The following is a 17856-nucleotide window of genomic DNA, read 5'->3' as shown; positions in this document are numbered from 1 at the left end:
TGCTAGCCTAAATGCAAATTGGGGTGTTGGTTTAGTATAAGTTTAACTCAAATAGGGCGCTATTCTTCCTTCTCTTTTCTGCTGAAGAGCGCAAAAGGAATTGCGAAGAATATAAACAAATACCAACCGGTTACTATTCCTATTAAAGTGATGAGTGCGGCAACAATATATAGCCAGTAAGTTTTAATGAATTTCATAATGCAATAATTAGTAGTGTTACGGCTAGAAGATAATATAGCCAATATAAAGAAGGCTTTTTGGGATTTTTTCCGAAAAGAAAGATGGTTGCTTTGTAATAGAAACTTCTATTTTTTGCAATATGGTTATAACCAACATCACTCGCTTTTTGAAACCACTTATATTTTGAATACCAAAAATGCCATTTTTTGTTTCCTGCAATATATAAACTTCTATATGCAGAATCCGGTCCGGAATAAATAGAGCCATCAGTCTCGATAAGTCGACTCGCCTTTTTAAATTCTTTAACGGGAATATCCGGGAATTGAGAAGAGACCTCTTGATAAGTTTTAAAAGTCAGGCGTTTTTCGGTCTTAAGTTCCCATCTGGTTTTCCACCACTTGCAAAATTTACATTCTCCATCCCAAACTAAGATAGAATTATTCGGCGGGTAGTTGGTTTTGTTTATTTTTTGAAACATGTTGTGGTATTGCTGAAAAAGTAAAATTATAAAATTTGAATTTGATACTTTTGTGGAAACTGCCTAAATGCTGAATGCATTTGATATTCTTGCGCTTAGGTTAATACAATAGTAAAGCAATTCTATGCAAAAAAAGATTGGGAATAAAATTTTAGTTACTGGAGTTGCCGGTTTTATTGGGTTTCATTTAGCAAAGAGGTTATTGGACGAAGGTTTTCAGGTTATAGGCTTAGATAATTTGAATGACTATTATAATGTTGATCTAAAGTACGATCGCCTTAAGGAATTAGGAGTTTTAGCGAGTGCTGCTGAATATAATGTCAGAATCGAAAGTGAGTCGTATTCTAGTTTTCAATTTTATAAATTGAATTTGGAAGATAGAGCGTTTCTTCCGGAGCTTTTTAAAGAGCATAAATTTAAAATAGTGTGCAACCTTGCTGCTCAGGCAGGGGTAAGATATAGTTTAGAAAACCCAGAAGCTACATAGATAGTAATGTTGTTGGCTTTTTAAATATATTAGAATGTTGTAGAAATTATAATATTGAACATCTAATTTATGCCACCAGCTCTAGCGTATATGGTCAAAATAAAAAGATTCCTTTTTCTGTAAATGACAATGTAGATAAGCCAATAAGTTTATATGCAGCAACGAAAAAGAGCAATGAATTAATGGCGTACACATATAGTCATTTATTCAATTTTAAAACTACAGGACTTAGATTTTTTACCGTGTATGGACCTTGGGGAAGACCAGATATGGCAATGTTTCTTTTTACAGATGCTATTGCAAAAGGAAATCCTATCAAAGTTTTTAATAATGGGAATTTAGAGCGTGATTTCACTTTTATAGATGATATTGTAGATGGGGTTATGAGTATTGTTATCAAAGGTGAAAATCAGAAATCTAATTATAGACTTTATAATATAGGTAATAGTAAACCTGTAAAGCTTTTAGATTTTACTACTGAAATTGAAGATCAATTAGGACTAAAGGCTAAAAAAGAAATGCTACCAATGCAAGCAGGGGATGTAAAGAGAACTTGGGCAGATGTAAGCGACCTGCAAAATGATTTTGGTTACGAGCCAAAGATTAGTATAAAGGAGGGAGTGAAAAAGTACTTGTCGTGGTATACGGGGTATTATTAGTATTATAAAATGTTAATTTTAATGAGTAGATTCAAGACTTGTTATTATTCACAACAAATACGGAATTAGATTTAAGCTTTTTAGAATTCTTTAAGATATTGAATCCCTTACCTTAATATAGAAATACTATCTTTGCCGATTGTAAATCAAAACAATCGCATTTAATGCAAGAACAATTTTCTAAATTAAGGTCTTCAAAAATATTAGTAACCGGTGGCGCTGGATTTATCGGTTCCAATCTATGTGAATCACTTCTTAATCTTGGGGCTCAAGTAGTATGCTTGGATAACTTTGCTACAGGTAAGCGTGAGAATTTAGAAACATTTAAAGATAATTCAATGTTCACCTTAATTGAAGGTGATATTAGAAATTTAGATAGCTGCTATAAAGCAGTGAAAGGAGTGGATTATATTTTGCATGAAGCTGCCTTAGGTTCTGTTCCAAGATCATTAAAAGATCCAATTACAAGTAACGAAGTAAATGTATCGGGTTTTTTAAATATGCTGGTTGCTGCTCGTGATGCAAAAGTAAAACGATTTGTGTATGCTGCAAGTTCCTCTACTTATGGAGATTCAGAAAATTTACCTAAAGTAGAGCATATTATTGGAAAACCACTTTCTCCTTACGCTATTACAAAATATGTGAATGAACTTTATGCAGATATTTTTAAAAATGCATATGATTTAGACACCGTTGGGCTTCGCTATTTTAATGTGTTCGGAAGAAAACAAGACCCTAATGGAGCATATGCTGCGGTTATTCCAAAATTTGTTATTCAGTTAATGAATCATGAATCTCCAGTTATTAATGGAGATGGAACTTACTCTCGGGACTTTACTTATATAGATAATGTGATCCAGATGAATCTTTTGGCGCTTACATCAGAAAATAAAGAAGCTTTAAATGAAGTTTATAATACCGCTGTAGGAGATAGAACAAATTTATTGGAACTAACAACTTTGTTAAAAGAATTTTTGACCAAGTATGATCCTGAAATTGCAAATATTGAAATTAAACACGGCCCAAATCGTGCTGGGGATATTCCGCATTCTTTAGCTTCAGTAGATAAGGCAAAAAATAATTTTGGTTACGATCCAAAATATAATATAAGAGCAGGTTTAAAGGAAGCTGTGGATTGGTATTGGAAAAATCTTAAATAATATAACTATATAATGAACAACGATATTAAAATTGCAGTAATCGGTTTAGGTTATGTAGGTTTGCCGCTTGCTAGATTATTTGCAACCAAATTCCCGGTTATAGGGTTTGATATTAATCAAACTAGAGTAGCAGAATTAATGAATGGAAAGGATACCACATTAGAAGTAGAAGATGATGTCTTGAAATCAGCTTTGGTTGCAAAGCCTTCTAATGATAACGGCCTTTACTGCTCTACGAATTTAGAAGACATTAAAGATTGCAATTATTATATTATAACTGTTCCAACACCGGTAGATAAAAATAATAGACCAGATCTTACACCCTTATATAAAAGTAGTGAAGCTATCGGGAAAGTTCTCAAAAAAGGTGATATCGTTATCTATGAATCCACTGTATATCCAGGAGTAACTGAAGATGAATGTGTTCCCGTTCTTGAAAAAATAAGCGGCTTAAAATTTAATGAAGATTTTTTTGCAGGTTATTCTCCAGAGCGTATTAATCCGGGAGATAAAGAACATACTGTAGATAAAATTCTTAAAGTTACTGCCGGTTCTATACCAGAGATTGGAAAAAAAGTTAATGAGCTTTATAAAACTGTAATTACTGCAGGAACTCATTTAGCTCCAACTATTAAAGTTGCAGAGGCTGCAAAGGTTATTGAAAATTCCCAGCGAGATATTAATATTGCCTTTGTTAATGAATTGGCAAAGATCTTTAATATGCTCGAGATTGATACAAATGATGTTTTGGAAGCAGCAGGTACTAAATGGAATTTTCTTCCATTTAAACCAGGGCTTGTTGGTGGGCACTGTATTGGAGTAGATCCTTATTATCTAGCTCAAAAAGCGCAAGAGGTGGGGTATCATCCAGAAATTATTCTTGCAGGAAGACGTATGAATGATAGTATGGGGCAATATGTCGCTTCTGAAGTTGTAAAATTGATGTTGCAAAATGATATTAAGGTAAAGGGAGCTGAAGTATTGGTGCTAGGGATAACTTTTAAGGAGAATTGCCCGGATGTAAGAAATACTAAGGTAGTGGACGTTATTAAAAACTTAAAAGAATATGGAGTTAATATTACTATTTACGATCCACTAGCAAATCCAGAAGAAGTTAAGCACGAATATGGACTAACTACCTCTAAGAGTTTACCAAACAAAAAATTTGATAGTATAGTACTAGCCGTTGCTCATAAGGAATTTTTAAACGAAGATTTGGAAATTTTGAAAGCTGAAAATGCAGTTGTATATGACGTAAAAGGTGTTTTAGGTTCTAAATGTGATAAAAAATTATAGATGAAAATTAAAAACATTTGTTGTATTGGTGCAGGATATGTTGGTGGTCCAACCATGGCAATTATAGCTCAAAAGTGTCCTCACATTAATGTAACCGTAGTAGATATAAATGAAAAAAGAATCGCTGCTTGGAACGATGAAGATGTAAATAATATTCCAATTTACGAGCCAGGATTATCGGATATTGTAAAAGAGGCTAGAGGTAGAAATTTGTTTTTTTCTACAAATGTTGATGAAGCAATAGATAATGCTGAAATGATATTTATATCAGTTAACACTCCAACCAAAACATATGGAATTGGTAAAGGAATGGCTGCCGATCTAAAATATATTGAGCTTTGTGCGAGGCAAATAGCGCGTGTTTCGAAGACAGATAAAATTGTGGTAGAAAAATCTACCTTACCTGTTCGAACTGCCGAAGCTCTTAAAAACATCCTAGAAAATACTGGTAATGGAGTGAATTTCCAAATTCTTTCTAATCCAGAATTTTTAGCGGAGGGAACAGCTGTCGAAGATTTATTGGCACCAGATAGAGTTCTTATTGGTGGGGATATAGATACTGTTAAAGGAAAAGATGCAGTTGAAGCTCTAGTTAATGTTTATGCTAATTGGGTATCCAGGGAGCATATTTTAACAACAAATGTATGGTCTTCAGAACTATCTAAATTAACTGCGAATGCATTTTTGGCTCAAAGAGTGTCTAGTATTAACGCCATGAGCGAATTATGCGAAAAGACTGGAGCAGATGTTAATGAAGTTGCAAAAGCAGTTGGAATGGACTCCAGAATTGGAGCTAAATTTTTACAATCATCTGTTGGGTTTGGAGGCTCGTGTTTTCAAAAGGATATTTTGAATTTAGTTTATATAGCTAAATCTTTTGGTTTAAATGAAGTTGCAGATTATTGGGAACAGGTGATTATTTTAAATGATCATCAAAAGCGGAGGTTTGCTGCTAATATTGTAAAATCTTTATTTAACACTGTTTCCGGAAAAAAAATTGCGATCTTAGGTTGGGCTTTTAAAAAAGACACCAACGATACACGAGAATCTGCCGCGATTTATGTTTCAGATTATCTCTTAAATGAACAAGCAGAAATTGTTGTGTACGATCCTAAAGTAACAGCTGAACAAATTTATGCAGATCTTGATTATTTAGGAACAAGATCAGACTCTGAAAATAGGTCTTTAGTTAGTGTAGTTAGTACTGCTGAAGAAGCCTGTAAAAATTCACACGCAGTTGCGGTTTTAACTGAATGGGATGAATTTAAAGAACTAGATTGGAATGAAATTTACAAAAATATGCTTAAACCAGCTTTCCTATTCGATGGCAGGAGATTGTTGGATAAAGCCGAATTGCAGAGCATTGGATTTGACTTTTTTGTTATAGGAAATTAATTAGAAGATAATTTTATTTTAAAATACGATATGAAGAGAATTTTAATAACCGGAGGTGCCGGATTTTTAGGCAGCCATTTATCTGAACGATTATTAAACGAAGGTAATGAGGTATTATGTGTTGATAATTTTTACACTGGTTCTAGAAGTAATATTCATCATTTATTAGATAATAAAAACTTTGAATTGTTGAGGCATGATGTAACTCACCCATTATTTGTGGAGGTAGACCAAATATATAATTTAGCTTGCCCTGCCAGTCCAATACATTATCAATTTGATCCAGTTCAAACCACTAAAACTAGCGTATTGGGAGCAATAAATATGCTGGGCTTAGCAAAACGTTTGAAAATCCCGATATTGCAGGCAAGTACTAGTGAGGTTTATGGCGATCCAGAAGTACACCCTCAACCAGAAAGTTACAGGGGGAATGTTAATCCAATTGGACCTCGTGCATGTTATGATGAAGGTAAAAGATGTGCTGAAACTTTATTTTTTGATTACCATAGGCAGCATAACCTTAACATTAAAGTAATGCGTATTTTTAACACCTATGGCCCCAATATGAATCCCCAAGACGGAAGGGTAGTAAGCAACTTTATTGTTCAGGCATTAAAAGAAGAGGATATAACTATCTATGGAGATGGAAAACAAACCCGGAGTTTTTGTTATGTAAGTGATCTAATAGATGGAATGGTTCGATTGATGAATTCTGAAAAAAGTTTTACAGGGCCTGTAAATATTGGTAATCCAAAGGAATTTACAATGTTAGAACTGGCTGAAGAGATCATTATTTTAACTGGTAGTAAAAGTAAGGTGGTTTTTCATGACTTGCCTGAAGATGATCCAATGCAAAGAAAACCAATCATAGATTTGGCCAAAGACAAATTAAATTGGAAGCCAACTATTAATTTGGGAACAGGATTAATAAAGACTATTGAGTATTTTAAAAGTATTGTTTAATTGTTTGACAATTATCCTATAGATTTGAGGCCAACTAAAAAATATTATTTTTAAAGAAGTATAAAGATGTTAAAAAATAAATCAATATTAATTACCGGAGGCACAGGTTCTCTGGGTAAGGCTTTAACAGCCCACATTTTAAATGCATATCCTGATATAAAAAAAATAATTATTTTTTCACGTGATGAGCAAAAACAATTTGAAATGGCTCAGGACTTTCCCATTTCTCAATTTCCCCAAATTCGATTCTTTATTGGGGATGTTAGGGATGAAGCCAGGGTGAAAAGAGCTTTAAAAGGTATAGATTACGTAATCCATGCAGCCGCTATGAAACATGTTCCTATTGCAGAATATAATCCTATGGAATGCGTAAAAACCAACATCATGGGAGCAGAAAACATCATTAATGCTTGCCTGGAAACAGAAGTAACACGAGTGGTAGCTTTATCTACAGATAAGGCTGCGGCACCAATTAATTTATATGGTGCAACCAAACTTGCATCAGATAAGTTATTCGTGGCAGCAAATAATATTACCGGTTGGAATCCTATTAAATTTTCTGTTGTGAGATATGGTAACGTAATGGGGTCTAATGGCTCTGTTATTCCATTTTTTCTTAAAAAGAAAAAAGAAGGTGTTCTTCCAATTACCGATCCTACAATGACAAGATTTAATATTTCTCTTCAGGGAGGAGTAGATATGGTAATGCATGCCTTAGAACATGCATGGGGTGGGGAGATATTTGTTCCAAAAATCCCATCCTATAAAATTACTGATGTCGCTAAAGCTATTGGACCAGAATGTGAAAAACCTATAGTGGGAATTCGCCCAGGCGAAAAAATCCACGAGGAAATGATAACTTCTTCAGATTCTTATTACACCTATGATTTGGGTAAATACTATACTATTCTTCCTTCAACCCATAAGTGGAAGTTGGAGGAATATATAAGTAAATTTGAAGCGACTAAGGTAAAACCAGGTTTTCAATATAACTCTGCAGAAAATTCAGAATGGGAAACAGTAGAAGATTTAAGAAAATTAATAAAAGATCATGTAGATTCAACTTTTGAATTATAATTTTATGAGTAATCCTATTCCTTACGGTCGTCAAAATATTACAGAAGAAGATATTCAAGTCGTTATTGAAACCTTAAAATCTGATTATTTAACTCAAGGTCCGAAAATTGTAGAATTTGAGAAAGCTTTCGCTTCCTATGTTGGAAGTGAATATGCTGTCGCAGTTTCCAATGGAACTGCCGCCCTTCACCTTTGTGCAATGGCATTAAATGTGCAGGAGGGTGATAAGGTAATTACTACACCCATTACTTTTGCTGCCTCGGCTAATTGTGTCAGATACTGTGGTGGGGAATTGGTTTTTGCAGATATTGATCCTGAAACCTATTTGTTGGATATTAATAAAGTAAGAAAACTTCTGGAAGCTTCCCCCAAAGAAACCTATAAGGGAATAATCCCTGTAGATTTTGCCGGTAGAGCAGTAGATCTGGAAGCATTTAGAGATCTTGCTGTTGAACATGGACTTTGGATGATCGAAGATTCCTGTCATGCACCCGGTGGATATTTTAAAGATTCTAAAGAGCAGAAACAATTATGTGGAAACGGAAATTTTGCAGATTTGGCAATATTTTCATTCCATCCGGTTAAACATATTGCAAGCGGTGAAGGGGGTATGATTACTACCAATGATATGGCCTTGTATGACAAGCTTTTAATGCTAAGAACTCACGGTATCACCAAGAATGTAGAGATGTTTAAAAATTCTATTGAGTTTGCAGTTGGTACTTCTAGCCAATTGACTGAAGTCGATATCATGTCGAGGGGAGACGAGACATATCCCGCTTGGTATATGGAAATGCAGGAATTGGGTTACAATTACCGATTAACTGATTTTCAGGCGGCTCTTGGGACTAGCCAGTTAAAACGTGCGGATAAAGGTTTAGTAAAACGAAAGAAAATTGCTGAAACATACTTTCAGGCTTTTCTAAACAAAGATTTTGTAAAAGGACAATCTGGGGTTGTGGAAGGTCATGCATATCATTTATATGTGCTTGAAGTTAAAAATAGATTGGAATTGTATAATTATTTACGTGAAAATAATATTTATGCTCAAATCCACTATATACCTTGTCATTTAATGCCGTATTATAGGCAGTTTGGTTGGATAGAAGGCGATATGCCAAATGCAGAAAAATATTATCAAAATTGCATTAGCCTACCTATGTATCCAACATTGACAACTGAGGAACAACATTTTGTTATTAATACTATCATTAATTTTTATAAATATAATGAAGGTAATTATTGAAATAGCTAATACACATGGGGGCGATCTAGACTACATGTTAGAACTGGTTGATTCTTTTTCAAAGTTTGACAATGATTTTGCTATGAAATTTCAGCCATTATTGGCAGAAACATTGGCTACAAAGGAATTCGAGTGGTATCCTGTTTATGAAAAATTAGCATTTAGCCCTAATGAATGGCAATTAATTTTTCAAAAGGCGAAATCAACAAAATTAGTTTGGCTCGATTTATTTGATGATTATGGTGTAGATATTTTAGGGCAGAACATTTCTTTGGTTGATGGTGTTAAACTCCAGGTTTCGGTCTTATTTAATTATGGATTATTTGAAAGGCTAAAAAAATTCGATTTATCAAAGAAAAAGATAATTATCAATATTGCTGCTCTGGACTTTGATGAAATTGCTTTTTTTGTCAACAAATTTGAAAATGAGATTTCATCAGAAGAACTATTGTTAGAGGTTGGATTTCAAGGTTATCCGACAGAATTGATTGATTCAGGGATTTCAAAAATTCAAGCTATCAAGGCAAAATTTAATAATCGAATTGTATTTGCAGATCATGTAGATGCTACTTTAGATTATTCTATTTGGTTACCTATTATTGCTTTGCAAAATGGCGCCAATATCATAGAAAAACATGTCATGCTCACTACCCGGGAGACTAAATATGATTTTTATTCCAGTATCAACATCCTGCAATTTGAAAAATTAGTTGGCTTGATAAAAGACCAAGAAGAATTATTATCGGCTGCTTTTATAAATAAAAAGGAAAATGCTTATTTAGAGAAATCTTTACTTAAACCTTTACTTAATAAGAAGGTGCCAGCAGGCAAAGGAATTTCGCTTATTGAAGACTTTGACTTTAAAAGATCACCTCAGGATGGATTAAATTCAAGAGCTATTGAAAATTTATTGAATAATAAATCCATCCTCTCAAAGGTTAAAAGGGCAGGTGAAACTTTAAAAAGGAGTGATTTTAAAACTGCAAATATTGCTGTTATTGTTGCTTGTAGGTTAAAATCATCTAGATTAAAAGAAAAAGCATTGTTAAAAATTGGCGATTTAACATCTGTCGAATATTGCCTTAGGAACGCTAAAAAGTTTGATTCTATTCACCATGTTATATTGGCTACTTCTGATTTACCTTCTGATGCCGATTTGGTAAACCATACTTTTGATGAATCAGTAATATTTCATCAAGGACATCCTGAAGATGTTGTCCACCGTTATTTAGATGTAGTTAATTCATTGAAAATTGATGTTATTGTAAGGGTTACGGCCGACATGCCTTTTATAGATAATGAAATTTTACAATTATTATTGGATTCGCATTTTAAAAGTGGTGCCGATTATACTAGTGCAGAATCAGCTGCTGTGGGCACTAATTTAGAAATTATCAATGCGGAAGCCCTTAGAAAAGTAAAATTTCATTTCCCTAGGGCTGATTATTCTGAATACATGACCTGGTATTTTATGAATAATCAAACGCATTTTAAGATTAATTTGGTGCAGCTTCCAGATGAATTGGTAAGACAATATCGATTGACTTTAGACTATGAGGAAGATTTAATTATGTTCAATAAAATTCATGAAGCACTTTCTGACGTTAACCCTGATTTTACTTTGAAATCAATTTTTGATTATTTGGATGAACATCCGAATGTTGCTCATATAAATAGTCACATTCAATTAAAATACAAGACAGACCAAGCTTTGATATCAATGTTAAACGAAAAAACCAAGATTAAAACTTTTTAGAATGATAACGGACAGATTAGAAAACATCTATAAATACAATTCTATGTTCTCGGGAGTGTGCCAATTCAGTAAATTCCTCGATACAAAATCATTAATGGATATTAAAGAAAAGGAAACTTATCGTGACATTTTCATTTTTCCAGTTACCAGTGATTCGGTTTCCGTTGCTTTTGATAAAAGCATTTTAGAAGCGCATAAAAATTTAATGGATATTCATATTACTCTGGAAGGAACAGATGTCATTGCTTATGCGGATTTGGATAGGGAATCCATTATTTTTAAAGCATATGATGAAGCCAGTGATTATCTACTAGTCAATTCTGACTTTATAAAAACTATTGAGATTCCTAAGGGATATTTTTGCATCATTCCTAGTAATTTTGCTCACATGGCACTTTATACAGGTCATACCCAAGTAAAAAAAATAGTAGTAAAGATGCCAGTTGATTTATAATTTAAATTACTAAGTTTTAAATCGAAATGTTTTTCCGTTATTTTCTTTCACCGTTTCTGTTCGCTTTGAGATTCGTGTAGAAATTATTAAATGGCCTAATAGGATAAATGCATCATTTAAAATATAATGTTTTGCGAAAACATATGATATCTATTAATTTTTAATGGATTATTACTGTAATTTTTGGTTGGAAAGATAGGATATGTTAAATGCTTTAAATTATTATAAATTTAAACAGTGTATTTTGACCGATAGACAAAAATCCTTTTTAATTGAAATGATAAATGAATTTTACAATGTCTAATTTAGCAATTATCCCGGCTCGTGGTGGAAGTAAACGAATTCCGCGAAAAAATATTAAGGATTTTCTTGGAAAGCCTATTATGGCCTATTCTATTCAAGCCGCTTTGAAGTCCAACCTTTTTGATGAGGTGATGGTTTCTACAGAAGATAAGGAAATTGCTGAAATTGCCATTAAATACGGAGCAAAAGTGCCTTTTTTACGAAGCGATAAAAATGCCGATGATTATGCTACAACGGTTGATGTAATAGTAGAAGTCATTGAAAAATATAAAGATCAGGGAAGAACATTTAAAAATGTTGCTTGTCTTTATCCAAGCGCACCTTTTACTACTTCAAATAAATTGAAGGAAGCTTATACAATATTAATATCAAAAAATCTGGATGTGGTTTTTCCTGTTATGCCTTTTAGTTTTCCTGTCCAAAGATCACTGAAATTGAAGGAGGGAAGACTTGGATATTTTTATCCTGAATTTGAAAATCTACGGACTCAGGATTTGGAAAAAGCCTATCATGACGCCGGACAGTTTTATTTTATAAACACTTCCAGCGTGATTAAGAATAAAAGCATATTAACTAAAAATACTGGAGCTTTACTTATTACGGAATTAGAAGCTCAGGATATTGACAATGAAACCGATTGGAAAATAGCAGAGATCAAATATGAACTCCTACAAGGCATTAAGTAAGCAAATTTTTGCTAACGGAAAATATAGTATAGTTCCATTAAGAATGGAAGACCGCTACGATATAATGAAATGGCGTAACGAGCAAATATACCATTTGAGACAGGATAGACCACTCACAAAAGAAGATCAGGACAAGTATTTTGAAACAGTAATTACTAATCTATTTGAGCAGGAAAAACCAGACCAAATTTTATTCTCCTATTTAGAAGGAATTAAATGTATTGGTTATGGTGGTTTGGTTCATATCAATTGGATCGATAAAAATGCCGAGATTTCCTTTATAATGGACACTCAGCTTGAAAAAGAATATTTTAGGTTTCATTGGAGTAGTTTTCTTAAATTATTAGAAGAAACTGCTTTTGATGATTTAAAAATTTATAAGTTATACGTGTATGCTTTTGATTTAAGACCTCATCTCTATACAACATTAGAATTTAATCATTATTTTAAAGATGCAGTTCTTAAAGATCATTGTTTATTTAATGACAAGTTTATAGATGTGGTTGTTCATTCAAAATTAAATGTTTTATGAGAATAGGTGTGTTAGCCAGTGGAAATCTTGGATATTCAGTTTTTAAAGATTTAATAAAAAAGAATGAAGTTGTTTTTGTAATGACCGACAAAAAATCTTTTGATATAATTAATTTTTGTAAAGATTATAATTTTCCAAATTTTGTAGGTAATCCACGAAACGGAAAAAGCAATGAATTTTTAATTGAAAAAAAAATAGATGTTTTAATTTCAATAAACTATTTATATTTAATCGAAGAAAACCTGATAAAACTGCCAAAAAAATTGGCGTTTAATATTCACGGTTCATTATTGCCTAAATATAGAGGACGAACTCCTCACGTTTGGTCAATTATAAATAATGATAAGGAAACAGGAATTACAGCACATGTTATTGATAAAGGCTGTGATACAGGGGATATAATTGAGCAAATTTCAGTTCCTATAAATTATAATGACACGGGAGCTATGATTTTAGAAAAATATAATAAGTTATATGTGCCGTTAATAGATAGCGTTTTAGAAAAGATCAAGAATGATTCAATAAGTTTAGTTCCTCAAGAAAATAATAAATCCTCATATTTTGGAAAAAGAAGTCCTGAGGATGGAAAAATAGATTGGAATTGGCAAAAGGAAAGGATAAGGAATTGGGTCCGCGCTCAATCTAACCCTTATCCTGGAGCTTTTTCTTTTTACAAAAGTCAACAATTTATTATTGATGAAATTGAGTATAGTGATTTTGCTTTTGATTATGAGATGACAAATGGACTTATTTTATCACATAGTCCATTATTAATTAAAACACCAAATGGTGTCGTAGAAATAATAAAAATAAGAGATAACAAACCTTCTTTTGAAGTTGAGCAGATCCTCAAATAATTATAAAAAAATGAAAATAGGTAATTTTGAAATAAATAATGATTCTGAAATTTTTATAATAGCAGAATTATCAGCTAACCACAATGGCAGTTTAGATGTTGCAATAAATACAATTAAGGCGGCAAAAAGAACTGGCGCCAATGCCATAAAACTTCAAACGTATACAGCTGACACATTAACCATAGATTGTGATAAAGATGATTTTGTAGTTAAATCAGGATCAATTTGGGATGGTAAAACATTCTACGATTTATATAAAGATGCCTACACACCATGGGAATGGCATGAAGAATTGTTTAAAGTTGCAAAGGATGAGGGATTAATCTGTTTTTCTTCTCCCTTTGATAAAACTGCAGTGGATTTTCTAGAAGATTTAAATGTTCCGGCCTATAAAATTGCCTCCTTTGAAATTACAGATATTCCTTTAATTGAATATGTTGCGTCCATGGGGAAACCAGTAATTATTTCAACTGGGATTGCCGAAATAGAAGATATTGAGTTAGCTTTGGAAGCCTGTCATCGAATGGGAAATAATGACATAGCATTATTAAAATGTACCTCCTCATACCCAGCTCCTATAGATGAAGCCAATATGGTAATGGTAAAAGATTTGGCAGAACGTTATGGAGTTATATCCGGGTTGTCTGATCATACTATGGGTAGTACAGCACCTGTAGTGGCTACCTGCTTTGGAGCCAAAATTATTGAAAAGCATTTTATTCTGGACAAATCAATTGGTGGTCCCGATGCTTCTTTTTCGATGGATGAACAAGAATTCACCGAAATGGTTAAAGCGGTTAGGGAGGCGGAGAAAGCAACAGGAAATGTAAATTATAACCTAACTGATAAACAGAAGAAGGGAAAGGATTTTAGTAGATCTTTATATGTGGTTGAAGATATTCAGGATGGAGAAATTCTTACGGAAAAAAATATTAGAAGTATAAGGCCTGGATTTGGATTACATCCTAGATTCTATAGTGAAATACTTGGAAAGAAGGCTTTAATAGATTTAGAGAGGGGAACTCCACTTTCCATTAAACATTTTAAAAAATGAAAATTTTAATAACTCAAATAGTTGGAGTTGGATCATATGCACGGGTCGTGATGCTTGAGACCCTTCAATATTTAATTGATAAATATCCGGATGCGAAGATTTATCATTTAACCTGTTCAAATTCATTTAGTACTTGTTATACAAATCCTCATTCCAAACCTGAGTTGTGTTTTCTTTGTAAAAAAGGAACAAAGAAAAGTTTGGAACTTATATATGGTAATTTTCAGCATGTTATAATTGAAGAATTAACAAACAATGGAGACCTTAAGATTGCTGAAAATTTTATAAATGATAATAATAAAATTTCCAGAGATACTATTTTTGATGATTTCAAGGTGGGTGAATCTTCCATTTCATCCTATATCTCACATACCAGGGATAGGGATCTAGATAATATTGAAGGAAGTTTTGTTAAAAAACTCGTGAAAAATGGAGTAACATTATATCTAGGATTAGATAGACTATTTGATAAAGAAAAGTTTGATATTGTTTATAATTTTAATGGGAGACATACGTATCATAGAGCAGTAATAAGTTTGGCAGATAAATATAATGTCCCATATTTTAATATGGAAGTTGCACGTCCTGGTGGATTCTTGGAAATATTTGATAAAGCCTTACCACAGGATATACAATTTAAGCAAGATCTCGTAAGCCAGCATTGGGATCAATCAAAGTTAAACGGTGAGGAGAAAATCCAAATAGCTTCAAGTTTTTTTTACCGGTAAGGTCTCGGGGAAAAAAGTGCAAGGACCAGTTTTTACATTACAACAGGAAAAAAATAACTTGCCCGAAAATATTGACTATTCCAAGAAATGTTATGTACTTTATACTAGCTCTGATGATGAATTTGCTGCTGTAGGTAAAGAATATGAAAATCCCTATTTTCGCGATCAGAATGATGGTATTTTTTATTTATGTAACCTGTTTCAAAATGAGATGCAGAATTCTAATTTAATTATTAGAATGCATCCAAATCTTCGAGGTGTTGATTATGAGTATGTCCATAAATTGAGATCTTTAGAAGGAAGATTTAATAATGTTTATTTAATACCACCCGAAGGAAAAGCAGATTCCTACGCTTTAATGAAAATTGCGGAGAAAATACTTGTTTTTGGATCTACTATTGCCGTGGAATCTAATTATTGGAGAAAACCTGTCATTTTATTGGGTAGGAGTTTCTATTCTGGAATGGGTGTGGCCTATGAACCTGTTGATAAAGCAGAGATCCCCCAACTTTTAAAGACGAATCTGGAACCAAAAGATATTTTACCATCTTTAAAACTTGGATTGTACTTTTTAGATGGTGGTATACCGGCTAAATTCTATGATCAAAACACCGATGGAGAAGTTTATTTTAAAGGTATAAAGATATATGATTATTCAGAAATGGATAAATTCTTAGCTTCAGTAATTAAATTTGTTCATAAAAATTTTAAGAAAAGAATTTTAGTAAATTAAGTCAATTATTTAAAATGAATATAAAAAGCCTTTTAATTAATAATTTTCAATATTTTTTTTACTTCTACAGGATTTTAAAATACAGAATTTTTATTTCTTTTTTTTTAAGCATATGTGTAGGGGTGTTAGATGGATTTGGATTAGCTATGTTTATTCCTCTTTTGGAAATGAGTGGGGATGGAACCGATGGTGAGAAGGGAGAAAGTCTAGGTAACCTGAGTTTTTTACCCGAATTTTTGGAATCTATTGGCATCAACCTAAATATAACAAACGCCCTGATTATCATTTTGGTGTTTTTTGTCCTTAAGGGGGTTGCTAAATTTATAGAAGGATATGTGAGGGTGGTATATCAGCAATATTTTATGAAACACATTCGATATGGCAATATTGATAACCTTAATAATTATAGCTTTAAAAATTTCGTCAAGTCTGATGTTGGAAAAATTCAAAATACTTTTAGCGGAGAAGTTGGCAGGGTTAATATGACTTATAAAAGTTATTTTCAAGCAGCTCAATATGGTGTGCTTGTACTTGTATATGTAACTTTTGCCTTTGCTTCTAATGCTCAGTTTGCTTTAATGGTTTCGATAGGCGGTGTGCTCACAAACTTCATCTTTAGAACATTATATAAGCGTACTAAAAGTTATTCCAACAAATTAACTAAGAATTGGCATAATTTTCAGGGTTTATTAATTCAGCATGTTTCTTTTTTTAAATATTTAAAAGCTACGGGCCTTAATTATTTTTATGGTGAGAAATTGAAGTCTAGTATTAATAATATAGAAGGCGATCAAAGAAAATTAGGGGTTATTGATTCTTTATTACGGGCATTAAGAGAACCATTAACTATGCTAGTAGTAGTCTTTGTGATATTAATTCAAGTTAAATTTTTCGATACCAAAATAGGATTAATCATTCTAAGCCTTTTATTTCTCTATAGAGCTTTAACATTTCTTATGGCTTTACAGGAAAATTGGAATAGATTTTTGGAATATTCCGGGTCTATGGATAATTTATCTGAATTTACAAAAGAACTTAAATCTGGATTTGAAAAAAATGGTGATATAAAGTTCGGAAGATTTAATAATAAAATAGAGCTAAAGAATATCACATTTCACTATGATGATCTAAAAGTTATAGATGGTTTAAATATATCTTTTAAGAAAAATGAAACTATTGCAATAATTGGTGAAAGTGGGAGTGGAAAATCAACTTTGCTAAATATTCTATCAGGACTGTTCTTACCTTCAAAAGGTGAAATATTTATAGATGACCAGAATATAAAAAAATTGGATTTATATTCCTATAGAAACAGGATTGGCTATATCACTCAAGAAGCCCCTATTTTTAGCGATACTGTATTTAATAATGTTACATTTTGGGATGAAAAGAATAGTGAAAATTTTCAAAAATTTCAGATCGCTATTAGGCAAGCATCTATTTTCGATTTTGTTTCGGAACTAAAAAATAAGGAAGACGAATATTTAGGGAATAACGGAATTAATATTAGTGGAGGACAAAAGCAAAGACTTTCAATTGCTCGGGAACTTTATAAAGATGTGGATTTTTTATTTATGGATGAAGCAACTTCTGCTTTAGATGGTGAAACGGAAAAAGCAATACAAAAAAACATAGACCAACTGCAAGGTAAATATACCATTTTCATAATAGCTCATAGATTATCTACTATAAGAAACGCCGATAGAATAATTGTTTTGAAAAATGGAAAAATAGATTCAGAGGGTAAATATGAGGATCTTTTGGATACATCAACAACCTTTCAAGAAATGATCAAATTGCAAAAAATGTAAA

General features: G+C 32.4%; 17 protein-coding genes and 1 pseudogene. 16 read left to right on the top strand and 2 right to left on the bottom strand.

Going from position 1 to position 17856, the window contains the following annotated elements; translation table 11 throughout:
* Positions 1 to 59: 59 nt before the first annotated feature.
* Together ON07_RS16660 and ON07_RS03830 are read right to left on the bottom strand one after the other, a co-directional pair.
* On the bottom strand, positions 60 to 197 hold the full coding sequence (locus ON07_RS16660; RefSeq protein ID WP_010228340.1) for a hypothetical protein: 138 nt from the start codon (positions 195 to 197) through the stop codon (positions 60 to 62).
* Positions 194 to 658 carry a thiol-disulfide oxidoreductase DCC family protein gene (locus tag ON07_RS03830; protein WP_010228338.1) on the bottom strand — a complete coding sequence of 155 codons (465 nt, stop codon included), beginning with the start codon at positions 656 to 658 and terminating at the stop codon, positions 194 to 196. The genes ON07_RS16660 and ON07_RS03830 overlap by 4 nt, the downstream gene beginning before the upstream one ends.
* A 124-nt stretch (positions 659 to 782) precedes the next feature.
* Here ON07_RS03830 and ON07_RS14435 point away from each other — a divergent pair.
* From ON07_RS14435 to ON07_RS03750, 16 genes and pseudogenes are all read left to right on the top strand, one after another.
* A pseudogene (locus ON07_RS14435) lies at positions 783 to 1804 on the top strand (NAD-dependent epimerase).
* Positions 1805 to 1968: 164 nt separating this feature from the next.
* Entirely contained in the window at positions 1969 to 2964 is a 996-nt protein-coding gene (locus ON07_RS03820) for an SDR family oxidoreductase (RefSeq protein ID WP_010228336.1), read from the top strand.
* Between the two features lie 12 nt (positions 2965 to 2976).
* Positions 2977 to 4260, top strand: a complete 1284-nt coding sequence (locus ON07_RS03815) for a nucleotide sugar dehydrogenase (protein WP_010228334.1) — start codon at positions 2977 to 2979, stop codon at positions 4258 to 4260.
* Positions 4261 to 5655 (top strand): nucleotide sugar dehydrogenase, encoded by a 1395-nt coding sequence (locus ON07_RS03810; protein ID WP_010228333.1) that lies wholly within the window; start codon positions 4261 to 4263, stop codon positions 5653 to 5655.
* Between the two features lie 30 nt (positions 5656 to 5685).
* Positions 5686 to 6618: a UDP-glucuronic acid decarboxylase family protein gene (locus tag ON07_RS03805; RefSeq protein WP_010228331.1), complete on the top strand. Its 933-nt coding sequence runs from the start codon at positions 5686 to 5688 to the stop codon at positions 6616 to 6618.
* A gap of 66 nt (positions 6619 to 6684) precedes the next feature.
* Positions 6685 to 7695, top strand: coding sequence for a UDP-N-acetylglucosamine 4,6-dehydratase (inverting) (gene pseB, locus ON07_RS03800; protein WP_010228329.1), 1011 nt, complete (start codon positions 6685 to 6687; stop codon positions 7693 to 7695).
* Positions 7696 to 7699: 4 nt separating this feature from the next.
* Entirely contained in the window at positions 7700 to 8941 is a 1242-nt protein-coding gene (gene pseC / locus ON07_RS03795; RefSeq protein WP_029331432.1) for a UDP-4-amino-4,6-dideoxy-N-acetyl-beta-L-altrosamine transaminase, read from the top strand.
* Positions 8925 to 10697, top strand: a complete 1773-nt coding sequence (locus ON07_RS03790; protein ID WP_010228327.1) for a cytidylyltransferase domain-containing protein — start codon at positions 8925 to 8927, stop codon at positions 10695 to 10697. The genes pseC and ON07_RS03790 overlap by 17 nt, the downstream gene beginning before the upstream one ends.
* A gap of 1 nt (position 10698) precedes the next feature.
* Entirely contained in the window at positions 10699 to 11151 is a 453-nt protein-coding gene (locus ON07_RS03785) for a YhcH/YjgK/YiaL family protein (protein ID WP_029331431.1), read from the top strand.
* A gap of 296 nt (positions 11152 to 11447) precedes the next feature.
* Entirely contained in the window at positions 11448 to 12140 is a 693-nt protein-coding gene (pseF, locus tag ON07_RS03780) for a pseudaminic acid cytidylyltransferase (protein ID WP_029331429.1), read from the top strand.
* Positions 12115 to 12672 (top strand): GNAT family N-acetyltransferase, encoded by a 558-nt coding sequence (locus ON07_RS03775; RefSeq protein ID WP_010228324.1) that lies wholly within the window; start codon positions 12115 to 12117, stop codon positions 12670 to 12672. Before pseF ends, ON07_RS03775 begins: the two co-directional genes overlap by 26 nt.
* A complete protein-coding gene (locus tag ON07_RS15845; RefSeq protein WP_010228323.1) occupies positions 12669 to 13529 on the top strand; it encodes a methionyl-tRNA formyltransferase in 861 nt (286 codons plus the stop codon). The genes ON07_RS03775 and ON07_RS15845 overlap by 4 nt, the downstream gene beginning before the upstream one ends.
* A gap of 10 nt (positions 13530 to 13539) precedes the next feature.
* The gene (pseI, locus tag ON07_RS03765) at positions 13540 to 14583 is read left to right on the top strand and encodes a pseudaminic acid synthase (RefSeq protein WP_010228322.1); all 1044 of its coding nucleotides are present in this window, start codon (positions 13540 to 13542) and stop codon (positions 14581 to 14583) included.
* The gene (locus ON07_RS03760) at positions 14580 to 15311 is read left to right on the top strand and encodes a hypothetical protein (RefSeq protein ID WP_010228321.1); all 732 of its coding nucleotides are present in this window, start codon (positions 14580 to 14582) and stop codon (positions 15309 to 15311) included. Before pseI ends, ON07_RS03760 begins: the two co-directional genes overlap by 4 nt.
* 16 nt (positions 15312 to 15327) lie before the next feature.
* On the top strand, positions 15328 to 16044 hold the full coding sequence (locus ON07_RS03755; RefSeq protein ID WP_010228320.1) for a capsular polysaccharide export protein, LipB/KpsS family: 717 nt from the start codon (positions 15328 to 15330) through the stop codon (positions 16042 to 16044).
* Between the two features lie 14 nt (positions 16045 to 16058).
* Positions 16059 to 17855, top strand: coding sequence for an ABC transporter ATP-binding protein (locus ON07_RS03750; protein ID WP_010228319.1), 1797 nt, complete (start codon positions 16059 to 16061; stop codon positions 17853 to 17855).
* Position 17856: the final 1 nt, after the last annotated feature.

The organism is Gillisia marina (assembly GCF_000258765.1).
GTDB classification, from domain to species: Bacteria; Bacteroidota; Bacteroidia; order Flavobacteriales; family Flavobacteriaceae; genus Gillisia; species Gillisia marina.
The sequence above is the reverse complement of the archived record's forward strand: the minus strand, read 5'-3'. Positions and strand labels throughout refer to the sequence as shown.

Coding starts and splice junctions, on each gene's coding strand:
- ON07_RS16660 (WP_010228340.1), bottom strand. CDS start 197: ATGAAATTCATTAAAACTTACTGGCTATATATTGTTGCCGCACTCATC.
- ON07_RS03830 (WP_010228338.1), bottom strand. CDS start 658: ATGTTTCAAAAAATAAACAAAACCAACTACCCGCCGAATAATTCTATC.
- ON07_RS03820 (WP_010228336.1), top strand. CDS start 1,969: ATGCAAGAACAATTTTCTAAATTAAGGTCTTCAAAAATATTAGTAACC.
- ON07_RS03815 (WP_010228334.1), top strand. CDS start 2,977: ATGAACAACGATATTAAAATTGCAGTAATCGGTTTAGGTTATGTAGGT.
- ON07_RS03810 (WP_010228333.1), top strand. CDS start 4,261: ATGAAAATTAAAAACATTTGTTGTATTGGTGCAGGATATGTTGGTGGT.
- ON07_RS03805 (WP_010228331.1), top strand. CDS start 5,686: ATGAAGAGAATTTTAATAACCGGAGGTGCCGGATTTTTAGGCAGCCAT.
- pseB (WP_010228329.1), top strand. CDS start 6,685: ATGTTAAAAAATAAATCAATATTAATTACCGGAGGCACAGGTTCTCTG.
- pseC (WP_029331432.1), top strand. CDS start 7,700: ATGAGTAATCCTATTCCTTACGGTCGTCAAAATATTACAGAAGAAGAT.
- ON07_RS03790 (WP_010228327.1), top strand. CDS start 8,925: ATGAAGGTAATTATTGAAATAGCTAATACACATGGGGGCGATCTAGAC.
- ON07_RS03785 (WP_029331431.1), top strand. CDS start 10,699: ATGATAACGGACAGATTAGAAAACATCTATAAATACAATTCTATGTTC.
- pseF (WP_029331429.1), top strand. CDS start 11,448: ATGTCTAATTTAGCAATTATCCCGGCTCGTGGTGGAAGTAAACGAATT.
- ON07_RS03775 (WP_010228324.1), top strand. CDS start 12,115: ATGAACTCCTACAAGGCATTAAGTAAGCAAATTTTTGCTAACGGAAAA.
- ON07_RS15845 (WP_010228323.1), top strand. CDS start 12,669: ATGAGAATAGGTGTGTTAGCCAGTGGAAATCTTGGATATTCAGTTTTT.
- pseI (WP_010228322.1), top strand. CDS start 13,540: ATGAAAATAGGTAATTTTGAAATAAATAATGATTCTGAAATTTTTATA.
- ON07_RS03760 (WP_010228321.1), top strand. CDS start 14,580: ATGAAAATTTTAATAACTCAAATAGTTGGAGTTGGATCATATGCACGG.
- ON07_RS03750 (WP_010228319.1), top strand. CDS start 16,059: ATGAATATAAAAAGCCTTTTAATTAATAATTTTCAATATTTTTTTTAC.